Source organism: Allochromatium humboldtianum, assembly GCF_013385175.1.
GTDB classification, from domain to species: domain Bacteria; phylum Pseudomonadota; class Gammaproteobacteria; order Chromatiales; family Chromatiaceae; genus Thermochromatium; species Thermochromatium humboldtianum.
Genome location: NZ_JABZEO010000028.1, coordinates 1 through 21,939, shown reverse-complemented (window position 1 = coordinate 21,939; position 21,939 = coordinate 1). Strand labels below are relative to the sequence as shown.

14 protein-coding genes are annotated in these 21,939 nt (G+C 63.1%); 5 read left to right on the top strand and 9 right to left on the bottom strand.

Going from position 1 to position 21,939, the window contains the following annotated elements; all coding sequences use genetic code 11:
- The 5 genes from HW932_RS20435 to HW932_RS20415 all read right to left on the bottom strand — a co-directional run.
- Positions 1-2,011: tetratricopeptide repeat protein (locus HW932_RS20435; protein ID WP_176978310.1), on the bottom strand; the 2,011-nt coding region annotated here is incomplete at its 3' end.
- A gap of 165 nt (positions 2,012-2,176) precedes the next feature.
- Positions 2,177-2,872, bottom strand: a complete 696-nt coding sequence (locus HW932_RS20430; protein WP_176978309.1) for a hypothetical protein — start codon at positions 2,870-2,872, stop codon at positions 2,177-2,179.
- 197 nt (positions 2,873-3,069) lie between these two features.
- Positions 3,070-5,265 carry a caspase family protein gene (locus tag HW932_RS20425; RefSeq protein ID WP_176978308.1) on the bottom strand — a complete coding sequence of 732 codons (2,196 nt, stop codon included), beginning with the start codon at positions 5,263-5,265 and terminating at the stop codon, positions 3,070-3,072.
- A gap of 93 nt (positions 5,266-5,358) precedes the next feature.
- Positions 5,359-6,366 carry a hypothetical protein gene (locus tag HW932_RS20420; protein ID WP_176978307.1) on the bottom strand — a complete coding sequence of 336 codons (1,008 nt, stop codon included), beginning with the start codon at positions 6,364-6,366 and terminating at the stop codon, positions 5,359-5,361.
- Positions 6,367-6,944: 578 nt separating this feature from the next.
- A complete protein-coding gene (locus HW932_RS20415; protein WP_176978306.1) occupies positions 6,945-7,907 on the bottom strand; it encodes an integrase domain-containing protein in 963 nt (320 codons plus the stop codon).
- A gap of 1,062 nt (positions 7,908-8,969) precedes the next feature.
- Between HW932_RS20415 and HW932_RS20410 the strand changes: the two genes are divergently transcribed.
- From HW932_RS20410 to HW932_RS20390, 5 genes are all read left to right on the top strand, one after another.
- On the top strand, positions 8,970-9,524 hold the full coding sequence (locus HW932_RS20410; RefSeq protein ID WP_176978305.1) for a 3'-5' exonuclease: 555 nt from the start codon (positions 8,970-8,972) through the stop codon (positions 9,522-9,524).
- A 211-nt stretch (positions 9,525-9,735) separates the two neighbouring features.
- Complete coding sequence (gene hsdR / locus HW932_RS20405; protein ID WP_176978304.1) at positions 9,736-12,126, top strand: EcoAI/FtnUII family type I restriction enzme subunit R; 2,391 nt, start codon at positions 9,736-9,738, stop codon at positions 12,124-12,126.
- A 14-nt stretch (positions 12,127-12,140) separates the two neighbouring features.
- The gene (locus HW932_RS20400; protein WP_176978303.1) at positions 12,141-13,937 is read left to right on the top strand and encodes a class I SAM-dependent DNA methyltransferase; all 1,797 of its coding nucleotides are present in this window, start codon (positions 12,141-12,143) and stop codon (positions 13,935-13,937) included.
- Positions 13,934-15,115 carry a PDDEXK nuclease domain-containing protein gene (locus HW932_RS20395; protein ID WP_176978302.1) on the top strand — a complete coding sequence of 394 codons (1,182 nt, stop codon included), beginning with the start codon at positions 13,934-13,936 and terminating at the stop codon, positions 15,113-15,115. Before HW932_RS20400 ends, HW932_RS20395 begins: the two co-directional genes overlap by 4 nt.
- Positions 15,112-16,260 carry a restriction endonuclease subunit S gene (locus HW932_RS20390; RefSeq protein ID WP_176978301.1) on the top strand — a complete coding sequence of 383 codons (1,149 nt, stop codon included), beginning with the start codon at positions 15,112-15,114 and terminating at the stop codon, positions 16,258-16,260. The genes HW932_RS20395 and HW932_RS20390 overlap by 4 nt, the downstream gene beginning before the upstream one ends.
- A 351-nt stretch (positions 16,261-16,611) precedes the next feature.
- Here HW932_RS20390 and HW932_RS20385 read toward each other — a convergent pair whose 3' ends face one another.
- From HW932_RS20385 to HW932_RS20370, 4 genes are all read right to left on the bottom strand, one after another.
- A complete protein-coding gene (locus tag HW932_RS20385) occupies positions 16,612-19,206 on the bottom strand; it encodes a hypothetical protein (protein WP_176978300.1) in 2,595 nt (864 codons plus the stop codon).
- The gene (locus HW932_RS20380; protein ID WP_176978299.1) at positions 19,203-19,514 is read right to left on the bottom strand and encodes a CHC2 zinc finger domain-containing protein; all 312 of its coding nucleotides are present in this window, start codon (positions 19,512-19,514) and stop codon (positions 19,203-19,205) included. Before HW932_RS20380 ends, HW932_RS20385 begins: the two co-directional genes overlap by 4 nt.
- Positions 19,515-19,789: 275 nt before the next feature.
- Positions 19,790-19,999 (bottom strand): helix-turn-helix transcriptional regulator, encoded by a 210-nt coding sequence (locus HW932_RS20375; RefSeq protein WP_176978298.1) that lies wholly within the window; start codon positions 19,997-19,999, stop codon positions 19,790-19,792.
- A 300-nt stretch (positions 20,000-20,299) separates the two neighbouring features.
- A complete protein-coding gene (locus tag HW932_RS20370; RefSeq protein ID WP_176978297.1) occupies positions 20,300-21,727 on the bottom strand; it encodes a tyrosine-type recombinase/integrase in 1,428 nt (475 codons plus the stop codon).
- Between the last annotated feature and the right edge of the window lie 212 nt (positions 21,728-21,939).

The following is a 21,939-nucleotide window of genomic DNA, read 5'->3' as shown; positions in this document are numbered from 1 at the left end:
ACCACGCCAGGTTGTTGAGACTGTTGGCGATATCCGGATGCCCCTCGGGTAGGGCCTGTTGTCGGATCGCCAGCGCCTCGCGGTAGAGCGGCTCGGCTTCGCCGGGTCGACCGGTGGTCCGAAGCAACACTGCTAGGTTGTTGAGGCTGGTAGCGATGTAGGGATGTCCCTCAGGCAGGGACTTCCTAACAATCGCCAGCACCTCGCGGTAGAGTGGTTCGGCCTCGGCGGTGCGACCGGTGGTCGCCAGCAACCCTGCCAGGTTGTTAAGGCTGTTAGCGATGTCTGGATGCCCCTCAGCCAGGGCCTGCTGCCGGATCGCCAGCGCCTCACGGTAGAGCGGCTCGGCCTCGGCAGTGCGACCTGTGGTCTCCAGCAACACTGCCAGGTTGTTGAGGCAGGCGGCGATGTCGGGATGTTCCTCGGGTAGGGACATCCTAACAATCGCCAGCGCCTCGCGGTAGAGTGATTCGGCCTCGGCGTAGCGACCGGTGGTATCCAGCAACCCTGCCAAGTTGTTAAGGCTTTTGGCAATGTCGGGATGCCCCTCGGGCAGGGACTTCCTAACAATTGCCAGCGCCTCGCGGTAGAGCGGCTCGGCTTCGCCGTAGCGGCCGGTGGTATTTAGCAACGTCGCCAGACTGTCGAGGCTGTTGGCAATGTCGGGATGCCCCTCGGGTAGCGCCTTCTTGTAAACCGCTAGCGCCTCACGGTAGAGCGACTCTGCCTCGCCGTAGCGACTGGTGGCCTGAAGCAACCACGCCAGGTTGTTGAAGCTTTGGGCAATGTCCGGATGTGCCTCGGGCAGGATATGCTTTCGAATCGCCAGCGCCTCACGGTAGAACGGCTCGGCTTCGCCATAGCGACCGCTGGTATACAGTAATACTGCCAGATTGTTGAGGCTTACGGCGATGTCGGGATGCCCCTCAGGCAGGGCCTGCTGCCGGATCGCCAATGCCTCGCGAAAGAGCAACTCCGCCTCGGTGTAGTGGCCGGTGGTTTTGAGTAATACTGCCAGGTCGTTGAGGCTTCCGGCGATGTCGGGATGCCCCTCAGGCAGGGCCTGCTGCCGGATCGCCAATGCCTCGCGAAAGAGTGGCTTGGCTTCACCGTAGCGTGCAATCTGTTGATACATCACAGCGGCCTGATTGAGCTCCGCCGCTAGATCCAGCATCCGGGGCCGCCCGCTGGCCCGTTCTGCCTCGGCACTCCGAAGATATGCCTCAGCCGCTTCCAGAAAGCGTTCAGCCTGACGCAACTCCTCACCCTGTGCCCAGGCTTCATCGGCCAGACGATATTGCTCTTGAATTCGCTGTTTTTCCGTCAGATCTGCCAGGGAAGCGGTTTCGACCCAAGCCCTTTCTTCCTGACTCGCTTCCACCTGCCAGCCCCGCTCAATGAACAGATCGAAGTCGGCCAGTGGCCCTGTTTCGAGACTGTCCTCATCCGGGATCAACGGAATCATTTTCTCATACCAGCCATGCGCGGTTTCGCGATCTCCCTGTAACAGATAGGCGTGGCCAAGGTTGAGATTCCAGGTGAAGTCGTCCGGCGCCAAGTCCACCGCCCGCTGACTGGCTGTCTGAGCCGCCGCGAAATCGCCCTGGAGGATCAGGTGCCAGCTAAGGTTGCCCCAGGCATCCGCAAACTCCGGCTTCAGCTCAGTTATCCGGCGCAGATCAGCGATGGCAGCGTCATCGCGCTTCAAATCGCCCAGGATCTCACTGCGCAACCAGTAGTTCGACGCATCATCTGGAAAACGGGCGATGGCCTCAGTCAGGAGATCGAGGGCTTGGTCCGCCTGACCCGCTTCAAAACGCTCCCACGCACGCTGACGCAGTGTGGCCGCATCCGGTGTTTGGGAGGCCGCCGTCCAGGGATCCTGTCCTGATGGCTCTGCGTTATCCGGCACGGCCGCAGGCGGTGTCGCCGCCTCCTGCGCACGGGCCGCACTCCCCAGGTCGCCAAGCAGAATCAAGACTAAAATCCATGACAACTTGCGTCGCTGCATGGCGAACATCTCCTATCTGTTCAGTCGTCTCAGTCAAGGCAGCTTCATGTCAGGGATGATTTCCGGACCAGGTTTTCCACCATCAGCAAATATGATGGAACCATTCCAGCGAACAGGGGCCAATCCGTGCGGACCGACCCCTGTCGGTTAAGAGATCACCGGATTTTAGTTCGTGATAATCCGATAGCTATTCGCTTTTGAACCCAGGTTACTGATCTCCAGCCGGAAAGGTCCGGTCCATAACGGTTTCCAACGCAGCGCACAGGTCGAAGTCCCATCTGTATCGCTGACGATCAAGTTGCCGTTTTGGTCATAAACAGAGCAATCGATATCGGTATGGCTCCCTGCCAAAACACCGATAATGGCCACCTCGCCACCTTTGAATTTGAGGTTGCGGAAAATATCTATTGTATTCCCGCGTACACGGTCATTATGCACTATGGGTCCACCAACCTTTCCCTTGGTGACAGTGCGCGTGGCCGTCTCGTCAATCAACGCCACGATCTCCGCTCGACCGCCCGATTGCTCACGAGCCTGCTTCAGCAGATCTTCAACGGTGATGGATGCCTCAGACGCATCATCATCAGTACCACCCTCTTTCTGCGCCGTAGATGGACTTGTCGGTTGATCCTGAATCATGCGCGCAGCAACCACCATACCCAAGGCGTCATTGTTCGATTGGGCATAAGCCGCCAACTGGTTCGCCAGCAGCAGGTTGTCCACCGCCTGTGCCGTCTCACTGGGCTGGGCCTTCGTCGAATCGCGATTTGGATCCTTGGATTCTTCGGCCAGCGCCGCGCCGGACACGAGGCCGGCTGCCAGCAGGGCGATGAACAGGGGGTTCAGTTTCAGTGCTTTCATTGAGAGGATTCCTTCGTTTGCAGGCGTGGTTGTATCAGTCCAAATTGAGTCCAGCTGTTGCGATGATTTGATCGGCCTATGATCGCATAGTGTGTATCCTCGCGGCGTTTTTGATGGTGGCTATGGATTCTGAGAGAGAAGACGGACAAAGCCCCGTGATTGAACACCCGGCTGTAAAAAGATTTTTCGGCCCGGCATCAGGGGGCGGCGACCGCTGGATCCTTGTTCACTTCAAATGAGAGCCATTGGCTGTACCAACTCCCGGTATTGAAGGACGCCGCCGCGCGGACGCCGTCGAGATTAGCGCTCAATAGCTGTTCCAGCGGGTTGTCGGTACCCGTGGATGTTCCGCGTGTCGTTCGCTGATAGCCATCCTGCTCCAGCAAATAGGGGTTGATCTGGCTCTCGGTGATCAGGATCAACTGACCATGCGTGCCGCTTGTGTCCAGTAACACGGCGATCTGTTCGTCGTGCAGCGAAAGTTGCTCCTCGGGTTTCAGCCGGGCACTGTCGGCCAGCATACCGCGAGCAGGGAAGACCACCTCGATGGCCCCGCTGGGACTGACATCTAGCACATAGACATACCGTTCGCGCCGACCACGATTCTGGAACGTGAAACTAAGCAGATCACCGGCGCTCCAGGTGTGCGTCCGCAGGCTGTCGAACGGCAATGTGTCCGGACGCCGCCGATAGCCGAGAGCCTCGTCCTCACTGAGCCGGATGCATTGGGGATCGAACTCCGGGCAGCGGTCATAGGCGATCAGCCCGATATCGACCGATCCGGACCCGCCACTGTCCTGTGTCAGTTGGCTGAGCGCCCGGATCTGGCGATATTTCGTCAGATTCTCGCGAAGCGCGGCCAATCCAGCGTCCGGATCAGCCATCCCGATGCGGAAGGCGTCATGCAGGAGCCGCTCGCCGGGCGTCAGTACCCAGACCTCGGGCGGTGAGTCCTCTGTCTCGTCCGGAAGACTGTTTCGCCCCTTGGGGCCAATCGAATACAGGAGTTTGGATTCAGCGTCGCAGATCTGCGAGACAAGCACCGTCTGATTACTGGAGACACCATCGCAGCGCTGTGGCCGCAACAGGGCGACTACCAGATCGGCCTGACTCTGATCGGAGACCCACTCATAGCCACTCCTGTTCTCGGTCGCGCTCAAGGATGGGAACAGGGTTTGGAGACGGGTGCCCAGAGGTGAGTCCAAGAGGGCCGGCGAGGCAAGGAAGAAGAGTTTCAGCGGACCCGTGACATAGGCGCGCGCCGTCTCGGTCAGGAAATCGCCGCGTTGCACCGTCCCCTGGAGCACCCGCGCTTCGCTCCAGGTGGCGAAGGATTGGGTGATCTCCAACTCGGCGGGAACCTCACCGGTACTGGCGAATCGCGATCCTGGGTTCACGCCTGATAGCCGACCGGCATCAAGGGTCACTGTGGTGCCGGCGCCCTCCCGAGGCGCTCGCACCTCACGCACCATCACAGCCGGTCGTGGATCGACCGTGCCGCCGAGAATCGCGCGTCCCAGTGCCGGCCCCTCGCTTTGCGGATGCTGACTATTGCCATGGGTGCGACTCACCCCGTCCGCCGCGCGCGTAAACACCTGCGCCCAGGTCTCGCCCGCTCTGACGCTTTGCAGGGCTTGCGCCCAGTGCCAGGTAAACACCCCATGAGGCTGCTGATCGTCGGTCTTGAATTCGTGGGCGCTTTGGTCGGCGCGGGCGGCATAGATCAGTGCTGCATTCCGGAACTGATAGGGCGTTTCAACCTGCCCGCGTCGCGGGTGATTGGGTTGGTCGTCGAGGGGGGCGGCTCGTGTCACCAGCGCCTGGGTGCCTCGGGTGTTGGTCGCGGCATGGCAGCTATCGGCGACGTAGATTAGCTCGCCGGCCCGTTCGTCGATGGGCTTGAGCCACTGATTGAGTTCGTCGTCGAGGACATCGAAGCGATCCAGATCCGACTCCGCCCGCCCGGGCGCACGGGCGCCATAACTCACCACGGTCTGATAGGCGCCGTCACGTTTGTGGCCGTCGGCATCGGGGAGATAGGAGCCATGTCCGGAGTAATGGATATAGACGAAGTCCCCCGGCTGAACCTGCTGCGCCAGTGATCGGAACGCCTGCTCAATGTTCCGGTGAGTGGCTTCGGCATCACGCAGGACTTGGATGCGATCAGGCGTGAAGCCCAGGCGACTTTGGAGTACCGACTCGATCAAGGCGATGTCGTTCTGGGTACCGGGCAAGTCGTGCAGATTTTGGGCGCCGCCAGCGGAGTATTGACTGATACCGATCAATAAAGCATGACGCTCCGCCCAACCGGGTGAACTGATCGGCAGCAGTAACAACAGTATGAAGATGGTGTGGGCGTAGCGCTTCCTTGGGGGACGATAGCGAGATGTCATGGCGCTTCCTCACGCGATGCAAACAATCTGAATAAAAAACTCAGAAATAACCCCGTTTTTGGTCTGACAGCTTAGCGCACCTGGATAGTAACCTCATGGTGAAAGGCGTTCCACAGTTTTAGCCATCGGTCTGATCCGCCGGACGGCACCCCAGTCACCGGGCGGCTCGACCGGGATATGGCGCATCATTTCACTCTGAAACAGCTCGCTGATCGGGTCTGCGGCCTGATCCAGTCCAGCAAGAAACGCTGTGCGCAGTTGGGCCAGCGAGCTTCCTGCTTTGTGTAACTCCAGGTCGAGCCAGGCACCTGCTTGCGGCTCCCAGAGAAAGGCCTGAAGTTCGTTTATCATCAGCTCCTGGTTATCCGGATCGTATCCGAGGAGCGCGAACCCCCTCGTGATCGCGCTTTGCTCGTCCGAGCGGCGCGAGGCCCAAAAATGCCGGCAGTACGCGCGATACCTGGGATTCGTGAAGTATTCGCCGTGACTGAGTTCATGGCGCAGGGTGGTGAGCCGTTCGAAGGGCGATAAATGCGAGGGCGACGGTGTCGAACTGGCGGCGGCCAGCGTGATCACGGCCTGTCCTGGACGCGCGGCGCGCCAGGTGCCATCTTCCGACGATTCCAGCAGGCCCAGCCCCTGAAGCAGGGTTCGCAGATCCTGTTCAGCTGCATTGAGGGGTACGCTGTCGCGATGCGCTAGAGAAAAAAACTTAGCCAGATCTTCGATCTGATAATCGTGACCAAGGAAGTAGCGGCCGGCATCACCCTGGCTTGTCCGAGCGATCTGTTCAACCATCTCGGCCTCGGTCAGGATCCGGTCGCGGGATGTCGTCGTGCGTTCGATCAGGGTGGCGACCCGGTTGAGCGCGGCACCCTGGATGCCAAGGTTTGGGAAATCGAAAATCCAAAGGTTTGGATTGCGCTGTAATCGATGCAACTGCGTACCGGCGAATGTTCGTCCCAGGATGTCGATGGGCGGTTGAACCGTCTCCCATTCCGCAGTCCACTGCGCTTCCAGGTGTGCCGGCGATTCAATGACCGACACCTGTTCCGGCGTCGCCTGAGTGGCAGTCAGAGGTGGTACATCACTGATGCCCATGTCATATCACCGACTTGGGTTGGTTGCCGAAATGAGCGCTGTGTCGGCTGGGCTGGATTGCGTTTCGGTTTTTCATCGCCTGTGTCCTGTCGTGAATGTCGGGGAAAGCGAGCCTGTGGTGCAGGCGCTCGCTGGATAAAGACGGACAAGACAGGCAGGTTTGACACGGCGTACGGGATCGGATGGAGGTGCTTACTGCGACGAGCGACGCCTGGTATGCGGTAGCTTTGGCGGGCGCCCTCCTGTCCTACAGGCGGCATTCTGGCTGGGACGCGCTACAGCAAGATGTGGTGCAGTCCAAGGACCGCGCAGATGTGGCTCCCAGTCCGGCCATTTCCCAATCGCTGCGGCGAGCACGCGCGCGGTGCGCCAGTAATCGTAGCGCGTGCCGGCGGCCAATCCGGCCGTGCCGTGCTCCAGGGCGTAGCGCAGATGCTTGGCCCGGTACTGGTAGGGCTCGCGGACACCAAAGCGCTCGGTAATCCAGTCATGTAGGCGTTGCGCACGCCGGATGTGTTGCTGCACGCTCCGGTGACTGCCGGGTTGAGCTCGTCGCAGCAGAACCTCGATCCGCATGCTCAGCGCCCTCCGATGTAGGCGGCCACCACATCGAGACGCCCATGCCCCAGCTCCTCGGCGATGACTTGGCGCGCCGACCGGTCACTCTCACGCTCCGTCGCCGTCGGCCGCTGTCCGGACACCACGGGGGAGGCGCGTCCCGTCAGCGTCTGATAGCGGCTACAGGCATAGGCGGCGCGGGCATCGTGATAGCCTGGCAGGCCATGCGCCTGGAGGATCTCCCGCGCACGGTTCAGCTCGGACTCACGCGCGATGGCCAGCTGGGCATAGGTCTCGTGCGGCGCGATCAGATTGGGCGAGCCGGCCGGGCGCGTGGCCAGCGCGCTCGCCAGCGTCTCGCGGCCTTGGTCCGTCATCGGCACCCAGCGCGGCGCATCGCGCCCACCCTTGGTACCGTCTTGGACGTTCACCGCCCCGTGGCGCTCAGCCTCCCAGCTCCAGCGCCCCAGATCCGCCTTCACCGCCTCCTCGCGGCGGACCCCGAAATCCCGCGCCAACTCCAGCACCGCCGCCGCGCGTCCCAAACCGGCGGCTCTGAGTGCCGTCGCCGCTTGACTGACCCGCGCTCGGTCGAGACTGCCGGGAGCCTGGGTGCGAACCTGTGAGCGCCGGCCAACCGCCTGAGCCGGCGAGAGGCGAACCCGATCGTCACCGCGCAACGCGGCGAGCGTCACGTTCACCGTCGAGATCAGATTCTGGCCGTACTGGACGCTGATCGCCTGATCCTGGACCCGGCTGGCGACATGCGCCGCATAGCGCTCGAGCGTCGCCTGTTGATCAACGCGGGCCAGATCCCGAATCCCCTGCGCCTTGGCCCAGTGCGCGAACTGGTTCCAGCGATCGCTGTGGGCCGCGACCGAGCCATAGTGACCATCGGCGTAATAGGCGCGCAGCGCCTCGCGTCCGGCGTAAGCGAGCTGCTTGCCGAACCCGAAATTGCGCGCACTGGCGTACTTTCCCATCCCGATCGCTCCGAACCCTGCCGATTTTCAGACCCGCACAGTCCCGCTGACACTGGTAAGTGATGACCTTGAAGCCCAAGGCTAGGCGTGCGGTTGGCCGTTTAATGTCGTGCCGGACATCGAGACCGTTACGCGGATTCGCGGAGGTGGTCTTGACCTCGAGGCGCTCTCACCCGGTCGCAGTGAGCGGGGGACCGTCGCGCCGCCTGGCGGCCGGGCGCGGTGGAGCGTGCGGTTGAATCGGTGTTGGCGAAAGCGATGCAGACCGGCCTGGGATGCCTCCCCTGGTGGCCCGACGTGGGCCGCCTACAGGCGTTCGCGGGTTTTGGTGCGGAGTTTTGGTGCCTGGGAACAGCGGTTGCGGCCTGTCAGGACGTGGGTTGCGTGCCGGCGGTCTTTGTGGACAAAGACCGCCGCGGCCAGCGGGGTGATTGAGGCGCGATGGCGTGCCACAGCCTGGAGCACCTGTCGGCGCGTGGTCCGAGCCGGTCGGACGCAGATGACTTCGGTGGTGGCCAGCGGAGAATGAACCGCCGCTGATCGACCGGAGGTGGTCGCGGAATGGTTTGAAACCCGCAGGCGCAGGTAGCCCGGAGCACTCCAGACAGTTTGGCCTGGATCAAACGTCGTCGACGACGCGGTTGGGAGCCTGATCGATCAGGCTTCGGTGGTGCGTGGGTGCTTGTGGATCGCCCCCACCGGCGATGGACCCAGGCCTCAGGCGGGATCACCGTCTGTGGGGCTGGGGACGTGCAGCGATTTCATCGTAGACGGCGCGGGTGCATTCGTCAATTGTGGCCGCCTTGATGCGCTCCGGGCCAGCCTGTCCGACATGGCCCAGACGTGACCGTCGTCATGACCGACGGATGACCGACGGATGACCGACGGATGACCCACGGATGTCCCACGGATGACCGTGATGACCGGTCGGTGTCCGTAACGGTCAGTGGGGCCAGGCATCGCGTCATGCGGTGAAACTTGCCCCGGAGCGAAGGGTCTATTCGCGCGTGAGCTCCGCCTCTGGAGTCCTGTCTGATCCGCCTTGCCGATGGAGAGGCCATCATGTCGCTCGATTCCCCGTCCTCGCTGTCCACCCTGTTCGTTAGTCTCCGTACCACCTCAGGCTTTCCGCACAATGGCGAACTCCTGGAGATCGCCGTTCTCCATGAAGACGGCCGCTGGCTGTTTGAGAGTCTGGTTCGACCTCAGTGGCATACCGAATGGCCGGACGCCGCCGCCAAGCACGGTATCAAGCCCGCCGATGTCCAGGAGGCCCCGACCATTGATAGTCTGTTGCCGCTGATCGCCCCGGTGCTACAGGGCCAGCGAGTGGTAATTTTCAATGCTCCCGTCGAGGCGTGCAGTCCAGGTCTGACCCGTGTCCTGGCGGGCGTGGCCGAGATTCGGTGCCTGATGCGCGAGTTTGCACCGGTCTATGGTGAGTGGAACACCCGTCGAGGCGCCTATCGCTGGAAGGGGCTGGCGACGGCGGCGTATCACGTCGGCTTCAACTGGCCGCCCGGACCCCGTCAGGCGCGGCATGAATGTCTGGCCACTCAGGCCGTGTGGCGCTATCTGCTCGATACGGCCCAGCCCGCCATGGCCCAGTCGGCCTAAGCGACAACACCCGAGCCGTGCGTCCAGCCTCGGACGCACGGCGCGTATCGGCTCACATCCCCTCAATCTCCGTCCCTTCAAGCCACGCACACTGTAAAATCGCCGGCGACTCCAGCACTTTCGGGTGCCGGAGCGTTCAGGTCGGCGCCAAGGCACGCCGATGACGCCCCTGCCAAGGGAATCTGAGGGACAACGGAGCCGGAGGAGTGCCATGAACGCGACACCAATCCTCACCGAAGCCGATACCTGCCGGGAACTGGTCACGCCCAAACTGCTCGCCGCCGGTTGGGGCGAGGCGCCGCACGGCATCGGCGAGCAACGCACCTTCACCAACGGTCGCCTCATCGTCACCGGCGGTCGAGTACGGCGGGGCCGACAGCGGCGGGCGGATTATCTGCTGTACGTTCGGCGCGACTTTCCGCTGGCGGTGGTGGAATCCAAGGGCGTCGGCCAGCCCGCCGAGTCCGGCGTGCAACAGGCACGCGACTACGCCGAAATGCTCGGTCTGAAATTCGCCTATGCCACCAATGGCCGCCGGATCATCGAGATCGACTACATCCAGGGCACCGAGCGCGAGGTCGAACGCTTCGCCACGCCCGCAGAGCTCTGGCAGCGCTTGCAGACCGCCATCACGCTCCCGGAGGCCGCCGCGCCCCATCTGCTGGAGCCATTCAATCTGGTCTCCGGCAAGATCCCGCGCTACTACCAGCAGATCACCATCCATCGTGTGATCGAGGCCATCCTGCTCGGACGCACCCGGATACTGGGCACGCTGGCCACCGGCACGGGCAAGACCTGCGTGGCCTTCCAGGTCTGCTGGATTCTGTGGAACAGCCGCTGGAATCGCACCGGCGAATACCGCCGTCCCAAGATCCTGTTCCTGGCCGATCGCAACATCCTCGTCGACGATCCCATGGCCAGGATGTTCGCGCCCTTCGGCGACGCCCGCCACAAGATCGCCGGCGGCGATGTCAGCCAGGGCCGCGAGATGTACTTCGGGCTCTACCAGTCGCTGTCGACGACGGCCGAAGACGTCTTCCGCCAGTACCGGCGCGACTTCTTCGACCTCATCGTCATCGATGAATGCCATCGCGGCTCCAGCCGTGACGACAGCCGCTGGCGGGCCGTGCTCGACTACTTCGCGCCGGCCGTGCAGTTCGGCATGACCGCCACGCCCTTGCGCGAGGAGTCGCGCGACACCTACGCCTATTTCGGCGCCCCGGTCTACACCTACAGCCTGCGCCAGGGCATCGAGGACGGATTCCTCGCGCCCTATCGCGTCCACCGCGTCATCACCACCATCGACGCCGCCGGTTGGCGGCCCTCGAAGGACGAACTGGACCGCTACGGTCGCCCCGTCCCGGATGAGGAATACCAGACCAAGGACTTCGAGCGTGTAGTGGCGCTGCGTGCCCGGACTCAGGCCATCGCCAAGCACTTGACGGACTTCTTGAGGGGGACCGACCGCTTCGCCAAGACGCTCGTTTTCTGTGTCGATCAGGAGCATGCCGCCGAGATGCGTCAGGCGCTGCTCAACCTCAACAGCGATCTGGTCCGCGACTATCCCGACTACGTCTGCCGCGTCACCGCCGACGAGGGGGCCATCGGCCTGACGCATCTGGCGCACTTCCAGGACGTCGACCGGCCCACGCCCGTGATCCTGACCACCTCGCAACTGTTGACCACCGGGGTCGATGCCGAGATGGTCAAGAACGTGGTCCTGGCGCGGGTGGTGGGTTCACGCTCGGAGTTCAAGCAGATCATCGGACGCGGCACGCGCCTGAAGGTCGACTATGGCAAGGAATACTTCAACATCATCGACTTCACGGGCACCGCCACCCGTCACTTCGCCGACCCGGACTTCGATGGCGATCCGGCGCAGATCGAGGAAGTGACGATCGACGACGCCGGCGCCACGCTGGCTCAGGTGGATGCAACGCCGGCCAGCGTCGAGGAGCCGGTGACGGAGTACCTGAACGACCCGTCGGCGGAGCCGGGCGAGATCCTCACCGATCCCCCCGTGGAACCCCGTAAGTTCTATGTCGACGGCGGCGAAGTCGAGGTGATCGGCCATCTGGTCTACGACCTCGATCCTGACGGCAAGAAGCTCCAGGTGGTGCGCTACACCGACTACTCGGGACGGGCCGTGCGCACCCTCTTTGCCGATCGCGACGCGCTGCAGTCGGCCTGGGCCAGTCCCGACACCCGCCAGGTGGTGTTGCAGGCACTCACCGAGCGCGGCATCGGGTTCGAAGAGCTGGCCGCCGGGGCCAACCAGCCCGAGGCCGACCCCTTCGACCTGCTGTGCCATCTGGCCTGGAACGCCCCCTTGCTCACCCGGCGTCAGCGCGCCGAGCAGGCCCGAGGCGCCACCCAGGATCTGTTCAGCCGCTATGGCGACACCGCCCGCGAGATCCTGAGCCTGCTGCTCGACAGCTACATCGAGCGTGGCCTCACCCAGTTCAACACCCTGTCCGAGCTGATGAAGGTGCAGCCCTTCGACCGCTTCGGCACCCCCGCCGAGATCGCCGCCCGGCACTTCGGCGGCATCCAGCCGTTCAAGGAAGCCGTTTCGCGTCTGCAAACGGCCCTCTACCAATAACGAGACCCGATTGAATGCCCGTCACGGACACCAAGCCGCGCGCCAGACGCGCCAAAGCCCCCCTGACCACCCGCGAGAACCTGTCGGCGCTGATCGGCACAGCGCGCAAGATCCTGCGCAAGGACAAGGGACTCAATGGCGACGTCGATCGTCTGCCGCTCCTCACCTGGGTGATGTTCCTGAAATTTCTCGACGACCTGGAACTCGTCCACGCTCAAGAGGCCGAGCTGGATGGACGCCGTTATGTCCCAATCATCGAGCCGCCCTACCGCTGGCGTGACTGGGCGGCGCGCGAGGACGGCATTACCGGCGACGAGTTGCTGGCCTTCATCAACCAGGACGAGTGCCGCCGCGCCGACGGCACGCGGGGCGCGGGTCTATTTGCCTATCTGCGTGGCCTGGGCGGACGCGGCGAGAAGGGCAGCCAGCGTGAGGTCATCGCCAACGTCTTCCGGGGCGTGCAGAACCGCATGGTCAGCGGCTATCTGCTGCGTGACATCCTCAACAAGATCAACGGCATCCATTTCAGCAGCAGCGAGGAGATTCACACCCTCTCGCATCTCTACGAATCCATGCTGCGCGAGATGCGCGATGCCGCCGGCGATTCGGGCGAGTTCTACACCCCGCGCCCGGTGGTGCGCTTCATGGTCCAGGTCAGTGACCCGCGTCTGGGCGAGACGGTGCTCGATCCCGCCTGCGGCACCGGCGGCTTTCTGGTCGAAGCCTATGACCATCTGGCCACCCAGGTGACGACCCCCGAGCAGCGCCGCCGCCTGCAACGCCACACCCTGTTCGGGCAGGAGGCCAAGCCGCTGCCCTACATGCTGGCCCAGATGAATCTGCTCCTGCATGGTCTGGAGGCGCCGCACATCGACTACGGCAATACTCTGGACCAGCGCATCGCCGAGATCGGCCACAGCGAGCGGGTGGATCTGATCCTCACCAATCCGCCCTTCGGCGGTGAGGAGGAGAGCGGCATCAAGGCCAACTTCCCGGCCAACATGCAGACCGCCGAGACCGCGCTGCTGTTTCTCCAGTACATCATGCGCAAGCTGCGTGTGGCCGGACACGGCACCGAGCGCGGTGGACGTGCCGCTGTAGTCGTGCCCAACGGCACCTTGTTCGGGGATGGCGTCTGCGCGTTGATCAAGGAGGAACTGCTCAAGGAGTTTCGGCTGCACACCATCGTGCGCCTGCCGCAGGGCGTCTTTGCGCCCTACACCGACATCCCGGCCAATCTGCTGTTCTTCGAGCGCGGCGGACCGACGGCGGACATCTGGTACTACGAGTTGCCCGTGCCCGAGGGGCGCAAGAAATACAGCAAGACCGCCCCCTTGCCCTTCGACGCCTTCCGGCCGCTGCTCGACTGGTGGTCGCAGCGCGAGGAAGGCCCGCAGGCGTGGAAGGTCGACTTTGCGGCCCGGCACGCCCAGGCGCTCCAGCAGGCACGTCCTCACTGGGACCGGGCCGAGGCCGAGCGGTCCAAGGCCCTGGCCTTGGGGCGGCCGATCCGCGAACTGGAGCAGGCGATCAGTGTGGCCGGCAACGGCGAGAAACCGGCGCGGCAGGCCGAGTTGCGTGAACTCCGGGTCCGGCAGCAGGCGCATGAAGCCGCCGCCAAGAGCGCGCAGGCCGATGGCGATGCGCTCTATTGGCCGATCTACAACCTGGATCTCAAAAATCCGCACGCGGTTCAAGGGCTGGAACATGCCGATCCACGCGAGCTGATCGCGACCATGCGGGCGCACGAAGCCGAGGTGCAGCGCTTGCTGGCCGAGATCGAGACCCTGGTCGGCGAGGTTGCGTCATGAGCGATCCGGTCAAGCCCGGCATGGATTACGACGGACTGCATGGTGATCTGGTTCGGCTGCTGGATAGCGCCCGCCGTTCGGCGGCGCGTAGCGTCAACGCGCTCATGACTGCTACCTATTGGGAGATCGGGCGACGCATCGTCGAGTTCGAGCAGGCGGGTGCGTCGCGCGCCGAGTATGGCGAGGAATTGATCAAGCGTTTGGGGCATGACCTCAGTGGCCAGTTCGGGCGGGGTTTTGGCTGGCGTAACCTGGCCCAGATGCGTGCTTTCTACCTGAGTTGGCCCGTCGAACGCATTTTGCAGACAGTGTCTGCAAAATCGGCCGTGCCCGACATCGGCCAGACACCGTCTGACGCCGTGTCAGTCACGCACGGGATTCAGGCCGCACCGCGACAGGCTGTTGATCTGGGCACCCTGGCTCAGGCCTTTCCGCTGCCTTGGTCCGCCTATGTCCGGCTGCTCTCGGTCAAGAGTGAGTCGGCGCGTCGTTTCTACGAGACCGAGACGCTGCGTTGTGGCTGGACGGTGCGTCAACTCGACCGTCAGATCAACAGCCAGTTTTATGAGCGCGTGGCGCTGTCCCGGAACAAGGCGGCGATGCTGAGCCGCGCCGAGTCGCCGGAGCCGGTTGACGCCCTCTCGCCGGAGGAGGCGATCAAAGATCCGTTCGTTCTGGAGTTTCTCGCCCTCAAGGATGAGTACTCGGAGTCCGAGCTGGAGGAGGCGCTGATCCAGCATCTGGCCGACTTTCTGCTGGAACTGGGCGATGACTTCGCCTTCGTGGGACGCCAGCGGCGACTGCGCCTGGATGACAGCTGGTTCCGCGTCGATCTGCTGTTCTTCCATCGGGGGCTGCGCTGCCTGCTGGTCATCGACCTCAAGGTCGGGAGGTTCAGCTATGCCGATGCCGGACAGATGCACCTCTATCTCAATTACGCCCGTGAACACTGGATGAAGCCCGGCGAGAATCCGCCGGTGGGGCTCATCCTCTGTGCCGCGAAGGGAGCGGCCGAGGCCCGCTATGCCTTGGAGGGATTACCGAACAAGATTCTGGCGGCTGAGTATCAGACCGTGTTGCCGGATGCCGAGGTGTTGGCCGAGGAGATACGCAAGACCCAGCGGGCGCTGGAATTGAAGCGACTGGGGATGTCCAGTGCGGTGGAGGAGGGGGAATGAAGGCTTGGCCGAAGGTGGCGTTGGGTGAGCTACTGCGTCGTGCTGATGAGACGGTGCTGATTGATCCAGAGCAGGAATATCACGAAGTCACCATCAAGCTCTGGGGCAAGGGTGTCGTCAGTCGTGGCATGGTGCGGGGCAGCGATGTGGTCGCCGTGCGACGCATGGTGCGCGCCAATCAACTCATTCTGTCGAAAATCGATGCGCGTAACGGTGCTATCGGCATGGTTCCGGCGGAGCTGGATGGGGCTATCGTCAGCCAGGATTTCCCGTCTTTCGAGTTCCAGGACATCGAGCGTTGCGATCCGGCGTTCATGGGCTGGCTCGTGCGTGCCGCTCCTTTCGTCGAGCTATGCAAGGCAGCGAGTGAAGGCACCACGAACCGGGTTCGTATCAAGGAGGAGCGCTTTCTGGCGCAGCAGATTTCCTTGCCGCCACTGACCGAACAGCAGGCTCTCGTCCGTCGCCTCGATACCCTGGCCGACAGGGTGCGGCAGGTCAATGCGCATCTCGACGCTATCGAGCAGGGTATCGGGGCAATGTTGCTGAGCCTGCATCACAGGTTTGCGGACAATCGCGTCCGGCGTCTTGGCGACATCCTTGATCTTCACGAAGACCCTGTGCGGGTGACGCCTGACTGCGAATATCCGCAAGTTGGGGTGCGGGGATTTGGTGGGGGGCTATTCGCAAAACCAGCTGTGATGGGGACAGAGACCTCCTACAAGGCTTTCAACCGTCTCTACGCCGATGCATTGGTCTTGAGCCAAGTGAAGGGGTGGGAGGGAGCCATTGCACTTTGTCCGCCTGAGCTTGAGGGCATGTTTGTCTCCCCAGAATACCGGACCTTTCGATGTCGTCCCGATGAATCCTGCCCTGGATATCTTGGGGAGTTGATGAGAACGCCTTGGTTTTGGTCGCTGCTTCAGGAGGCGACTCGCGGGGTTGGCGCACGACGTGAAAGAACACGCCCCGAGCAATTTCTGAATATCGAATTGCCCATGCCAAAACTAGAAGATCAGCGCAAAGCATTGAATATCCTGTCGCGGCAGACGCAATTGACTGCCCATCATACCGTCATCCGCAATGCCAACGACGCCCTGATTCCCGCCACCCTGGAGCGTCTGTTTGCGGCGGATCATGGATGAGGTCGACCCCGTCGGCCTGCTCGCGCAAACCCAGCACCGACCGTCCAACGGCAAACTGGGAACACTGGTAACGAGAAATTTCGCCATTGCAATCAGCGGCTTGAAGGGCAGGCGGCGCATTTTTGCAGTCCGCGCTGGGAACAGACGTGGGAACGCCCCGGATCGCCTGGGGAGCGGCGTGTTCCCAGTCCGGTTCCCACGGCGCCCCCGAAAGTGCAGCTGACCCAACCAGATTTTGATGTTCAAAATCAGCGGCTTATCCGGCTGTTCTCACTGTTCCCAGTGTCTGACGACTCCCCCTCCTGAGTTGAACAGGCCCCTGAAGCGTCGTGAGGCCCGATTCCCACACCGCTAGTGCTCACGGTTCGCCTCAGGCCGCTCCAATGCCTGGAGTAGAACGACCAGCACCGAGGCCGTGTGCTGGCCAATGCGCACCTTGCGGGTGGTGCGGTCGACCTGCTTGTCACCACGCTGTTCGCTGTTGCCCGGCTGCAGAAAGCCCCGATCCAGGAGTTGACGCTTGAGGGCGGCCGGACGCAGCGTGAGCGGGGTGTCGATGCGCTTGGAGGCGCTGTAGACCGCCTCCAGCGTTGGCGTCGGCAGCAGGTAGAGTTCCTGCTTGCCGGCATTGACCCACCCGATGTGCGGGCCGCCCGGCCCCTCGCGCGTCCAGCCGAGTCGTTCCGCCTCTGTCGACGGCCGATGGTCGGCCATATCACGCACATGGACGGCGCCCGAAAGCAGCAGATCGGTGAGAATGGCCATGAAGGTATCGGCCGGCTGGGCGTGGGCAATCCGCCGCTCGTGCTCCTTGGCCAGGGCCAGGATGATCGATTGCGCCCGGCACAGGTCGGCATAGGAGTGCTCGGACGTGATGACGCCCGACGCACGCCAGTGATCCAGCGCCAGACTGTAGCCCAGCAGCAGATAGGCCGCCTGATCGGGTGTGCGCCCCTGAAGCCCCGCCTGCAAACCCAGACCACGCCAGACCTCCCACTCGGCCTTGAGTTCATCGACACGCGCGGAGAAATCGCCCGCCAGGGTCTGGAGATAATCGGCCATGGCACGGGCCAGTACCCCCTGCTGGGCCAGGGCCTGAATCTCGCTCAGTCGCGCCAGATCCACCTGACCGGGACGCAGCGCCACGCCAAACAGCCGGGCCTGGAGACTCTCACCGGTCGGCCACTGCTCGGCCGTGCACAGGGCCAGGGCACGCGGCTTGCGTTCGTTCTGGAGCCGGATATCGGCGGTCAGGCGTCCGCGTCCGGCACGATTGCCGATGCCCCGGATGATGGTGGCCACCGTCTTGTCGAGCCGCGCCTGTTCGCTGGCCGAGGGTTGCGGGGCGTAGTCGTCGATGACCGCCAGGGTGTCGGCCAGCAGGAACAGCTTGAGCCCGATGGCATTGGGCGTGTCCAGCCAACTGGCCGCCAGCCGGGTTCGATCGATGCCGGCCCCGAAATGAGCCGTCATGAGTGCCGCCAGGGTGCTTTTCAGACTGCGGCTTGGCCCCTCCAGCCAGAGCGCGAAGTCGACCCCGAGCGACTGACTCAGCGGTGCCAGATAGACGGCAGCGATCAAAGGGATGGCGATCTCGGGCGGGGCCACCTGCGCGCTCGCCGCACTGGCGGCGGCCGCCGCGTGACGTTCGTCCGCCGAGGCACTGGGCGCCGGCAATCGATACAGCGCCCCCAACTCGCCCAGATCCACCTCGATGCCGCTGACGGCGCCCTGGGCCCCGATCACCGCACCGGCGGACAGATAGCGCCAGGCCCCCGCGAGCCGGCGCCACCCGGTATGGGTGAACAGTGTGCGCATCGTCACCGGCGGCTCCCCCTGATGCGATAGCAACTGGATGGCGTATTTCAGGTGGTCCTTGGCGCCCTGGCCAGGATGAATCAGGGTCATGGTGCCCCAATGCCGCGCCGGCCAGTCCATACGCGTGAACTGATCCAGCGTCAGGGTGATGGCGGGCAGCGTCCGACCGGACAGACTCCCGGCCAGGGTCAGGGTGCGTGTCTGCTCCTGCCCGTCGTCACGGATGACCTCCTCTTGGATGACGGCTGTGAAGTTGGCCAGTTGCTGCTGGATCGGCTCACCGCCTTGACTGCGGGTCACGCGAAAGGTGCCCTGATCCGTGATGAGATAGGTTCTGGGGATCGCCTCGGCCTGGGGGTGCCGCTGTCGATCGCCTGTGGTCGGACGGGCGTGCCACTCCGGCGGCAGTGGTCCCTGAATGTCGGCCAGGGCGCCGAGCAACTGCGCCTGCAAGGCTTGACGCTGGGCGTCACTGAGCCCTGGCGGCGCCAGGCCATCCCAGGCGATCCGCTGCCCGGCCAGCTGGGCCTGAAGCCAATCGGCGGCTCCGGCGCCCTTGAGTGCGGGTGTTCCGGACGGTGGACGCCGCAGGCAACGACAGGCCGGACCAATCTGCTGCGCAACCTGGGCCGCATACTGCTGCCCAGCGGCATCCTGATCCGGCCAGATCAGGATGTGCCGCCCCTGGGCGGACGCTTGGCGCACGGGCTCCCAGTCCGCGCGTCCCGCCGACTGGCTCCCGCCCAGCGACGTCAGGGCGCAGAGTCCAAGCGCCTGCAACGCCGCTGCGTCCTTTTCACCCTCGGTGACGAAGATCGCGCCGGGACGATCGAGCGTATCCAGTCCAAACAACGGACGTGGTTCCGCCGGCGCTCCGGCGGCCCAGGCGCCGGTCGCGGTGCGTTTGAAGAAGGGGATCATCATCTTGCGGCCGTTGGCACACTCGTAGCGCACGACATGGCCAAGCGGCGTGCCCCCGTCGCTTGGGCGATAGGCCCAGACATGCGTGCAGTGCGCGACCTCACCCTGGTCGCGATCCCGCCAGGTGGCCGGTGGCTGCCAGGCCGCTGAGTGTCCGGCCTCATCATCGACCGCGTGCGGCGGCACGGCGTGCAAGGCGGCGCTCATGACCCATCGCCTTCGGCCAGGAGAAACCGGTGCGCCAGATCGCGCAGACTCTCCTGGAACGACAGTCCGGTATAGGCCTGGTGAAAGGCGAGGATGTCTCCGCCCTTGGCGCCACAGGCGAAGCAGCAGTAGGCGCCGGTGTCGAGCTGGAGGCGGAAGTTGCCTCGATGGCGATCGGCATGGAAAGGGCACAGTCCGCCGTCGACCCAGCCCGTGCGCGGCGTCGCGGGTCGATCAGGGAGCATCCGGGCGTAATAGAGCGAGGCGGGTAGGGCGGCCTTGAGCACAGCGGCCGTGAGTCGGCTCATCGTCAGTCCTCTTGTCATCATTCCCAGGTCAGCGATGCAATGACCACGGCCAATGGAGGGTATCGACGCGCGCTGGTCATTCACTGCAGCGAGCGAATGACGCCGCCGGCGCGCCACCAGGACCGTCGTCGGGCGGGATGTCCAACATCAGGCCAGTGATCTGGCGCTGATCAATGACAGGCGTGAATGCGCGAACCGGTTCAGAAACACCCGCGTGATCGCGGCGAATGACGGGGTGTGATTCAGGACGCCAATCATCACGCCTGTCGCCGGCATCAGCCGGATGTATTCGTATGAACCTGTTTGGCCAGCCAATCTTCAAGGGCCAGGATGTCATAGCGAACGGCACGCCCAAGCTTCAGGAACGCTGGGCCGGTCCCCCGGACGCGCCATTGTTGCAGGGTTCGGAAGCTGATACCGAGTTCAGCGGCGGCCTCGCGTTCAGTGAGGCGGCGACGGATCGGGGCGGCGGATGACGGTTGCATGAGAACCTCGTCGGACAGATCGGAATAGAGTGATTCAACAACACGCCGGCGCCTTGATAAACCTCAGGCCTGCCAATGCCAGTTTGATGCAGAAAAGACGTCCGCCGGGAATATCAACGGCGATCGGTTCTTTTCTGTCTGGCACGAGTCAGGCGTATGGAAATCAAGTGCGCATCAATGGCTCGCGTATTGCCGAAGACCGACGTAGCCTATAGCGCCGTGAGGGATTTGTCCGCAAACAACGGTGCATTGCTGAGTGCACCGTTTACGGTTGTGCGGGTTGAAGACTTGTGTTAATCGCTATTGATCGCCGCTCGAATCCGACTGTCGATCCTGTGGATCATTGGGGACACTTTCTGGCGCTACTATCGTTGGTGCGAACCCAGCTACATCCATGATCCTGGCACCATGTTGCTCCAAGGCCGCGCGTACTGAATCCTCACCGAAACGGGCATAGATGGCCGTCGTTTTCGTGTCGGAGTGATTCAAAACCTTACCGATCAGGTGCAGGGAGTTTCCTGATTGCGCCAGCCAGCTTCCAACCGTGCGCCGGAGGTCATGCAGGCGAACATCGTCAATGGCCGGTGGGAGTTCCAGACCTTCAGCGGCCGCTGCGGCTCGGATCGCATCAAGCGGTGGGGTCGGAGTAAACTTCTTCGGAGCGTTGCGATGTTGGGTGCGTGCATACGCTTCGGTCAGGCGATCGATCAGCGCCGCGGCGCGTGGATCTTCGCGCCAGGCCGCCAGCGTCGCTGCCGTTTTCACCCGCGCCCACGGTTTTTCGATGTTGATCAAATGGGAGGCTGTCTGCGCCTTCTCGGCCGCGTTTGCCGTCCGGGGGCCTCGGCCTGGCAGGATGTACGGGTTGCCGGCAACGCGAGGAATTGAGCGCAGCAAGGCCAGCGCCGGTCCCGACAGAGGCACATAAAAGACCTTGCCGTTTTTCGTGTCGTCGAGCTTCAGCTCCCCGCGATCCCAATCGACACGATCCCAGCGAGCGGCCAGGAGTTCGCTCTTGCGCGCGCCGGTCAAGAGATACAGCCACAATGCCGCGCGTGCGATGGCATTGGCCTCTTGGTCGATCGCTTCAGCCAGGCGGGGTAACTCGGCCGGCGTCAGCCAGCGGTCGCGCTTGGTTTCCTTGAACAGGGTGATGTCGCGCGCTGGGTTGGGGTGATCCTGTGAAACAAAGCCCCAGCGCCGGGCCAGATCAAACATGGTAGACAGCAGGTTAACGACCCGATTCGCCTCGTAGTGGGCGGTCGCACCGATCTTGGCATGCAGCTTGGCGACATCCTCACGGGTCAGGGCCTTGACCTTCAAGGCACCCCAGCGGGGCAGGATGTGCTTGTTGATGCGTCGCTGATCTTCTTGGCCGGTCTTTTTCGTGCTGGCGTGTCGGTCCAGATAGGCCGCACACAGATCCGCTAGGGTCTCGCCGCGTCTCTCTTTCTCACGGTCCGCCAGAGGATCCGAGCCCTCGGTCTCGACCTTGGCCAGTTCTGCGCGCGCGGCCTTACGGGCTTGGTCCAGGGTGAGAACGCCATAGGTGCCGATGGTCATCATCCGCTTGCGACCAGCCACACGGTACGACAGGACGAAAGATTTCGCGCCGCTTGGGAAAATACGGCAGCCAAACCCAGGCACCTCATCGTCCCACAGGACATAGCGTGCGTTGTTCGTCCCCTGGTAGACGGTCGAATCGATGGTGCGTTTGGTCAGCTTCATAGGAACCGCCCTCTTGATTCTGAGTCACCATAGAGTCACCAGGAAGCGTGGTTTTAGGTGGTGACTCATCGCAAAGGATAGCACAGAGGTTCGGTCTAAGCGGCTGTAATATAAAAGACTATCGTAGTCGGTAGGAATGGGTTCTTGTTATTGCCGACTGAATGGGGTTCAGGTGGTCGGAGGTTCAAATCCTCTCGCCCCGACCAATAAAA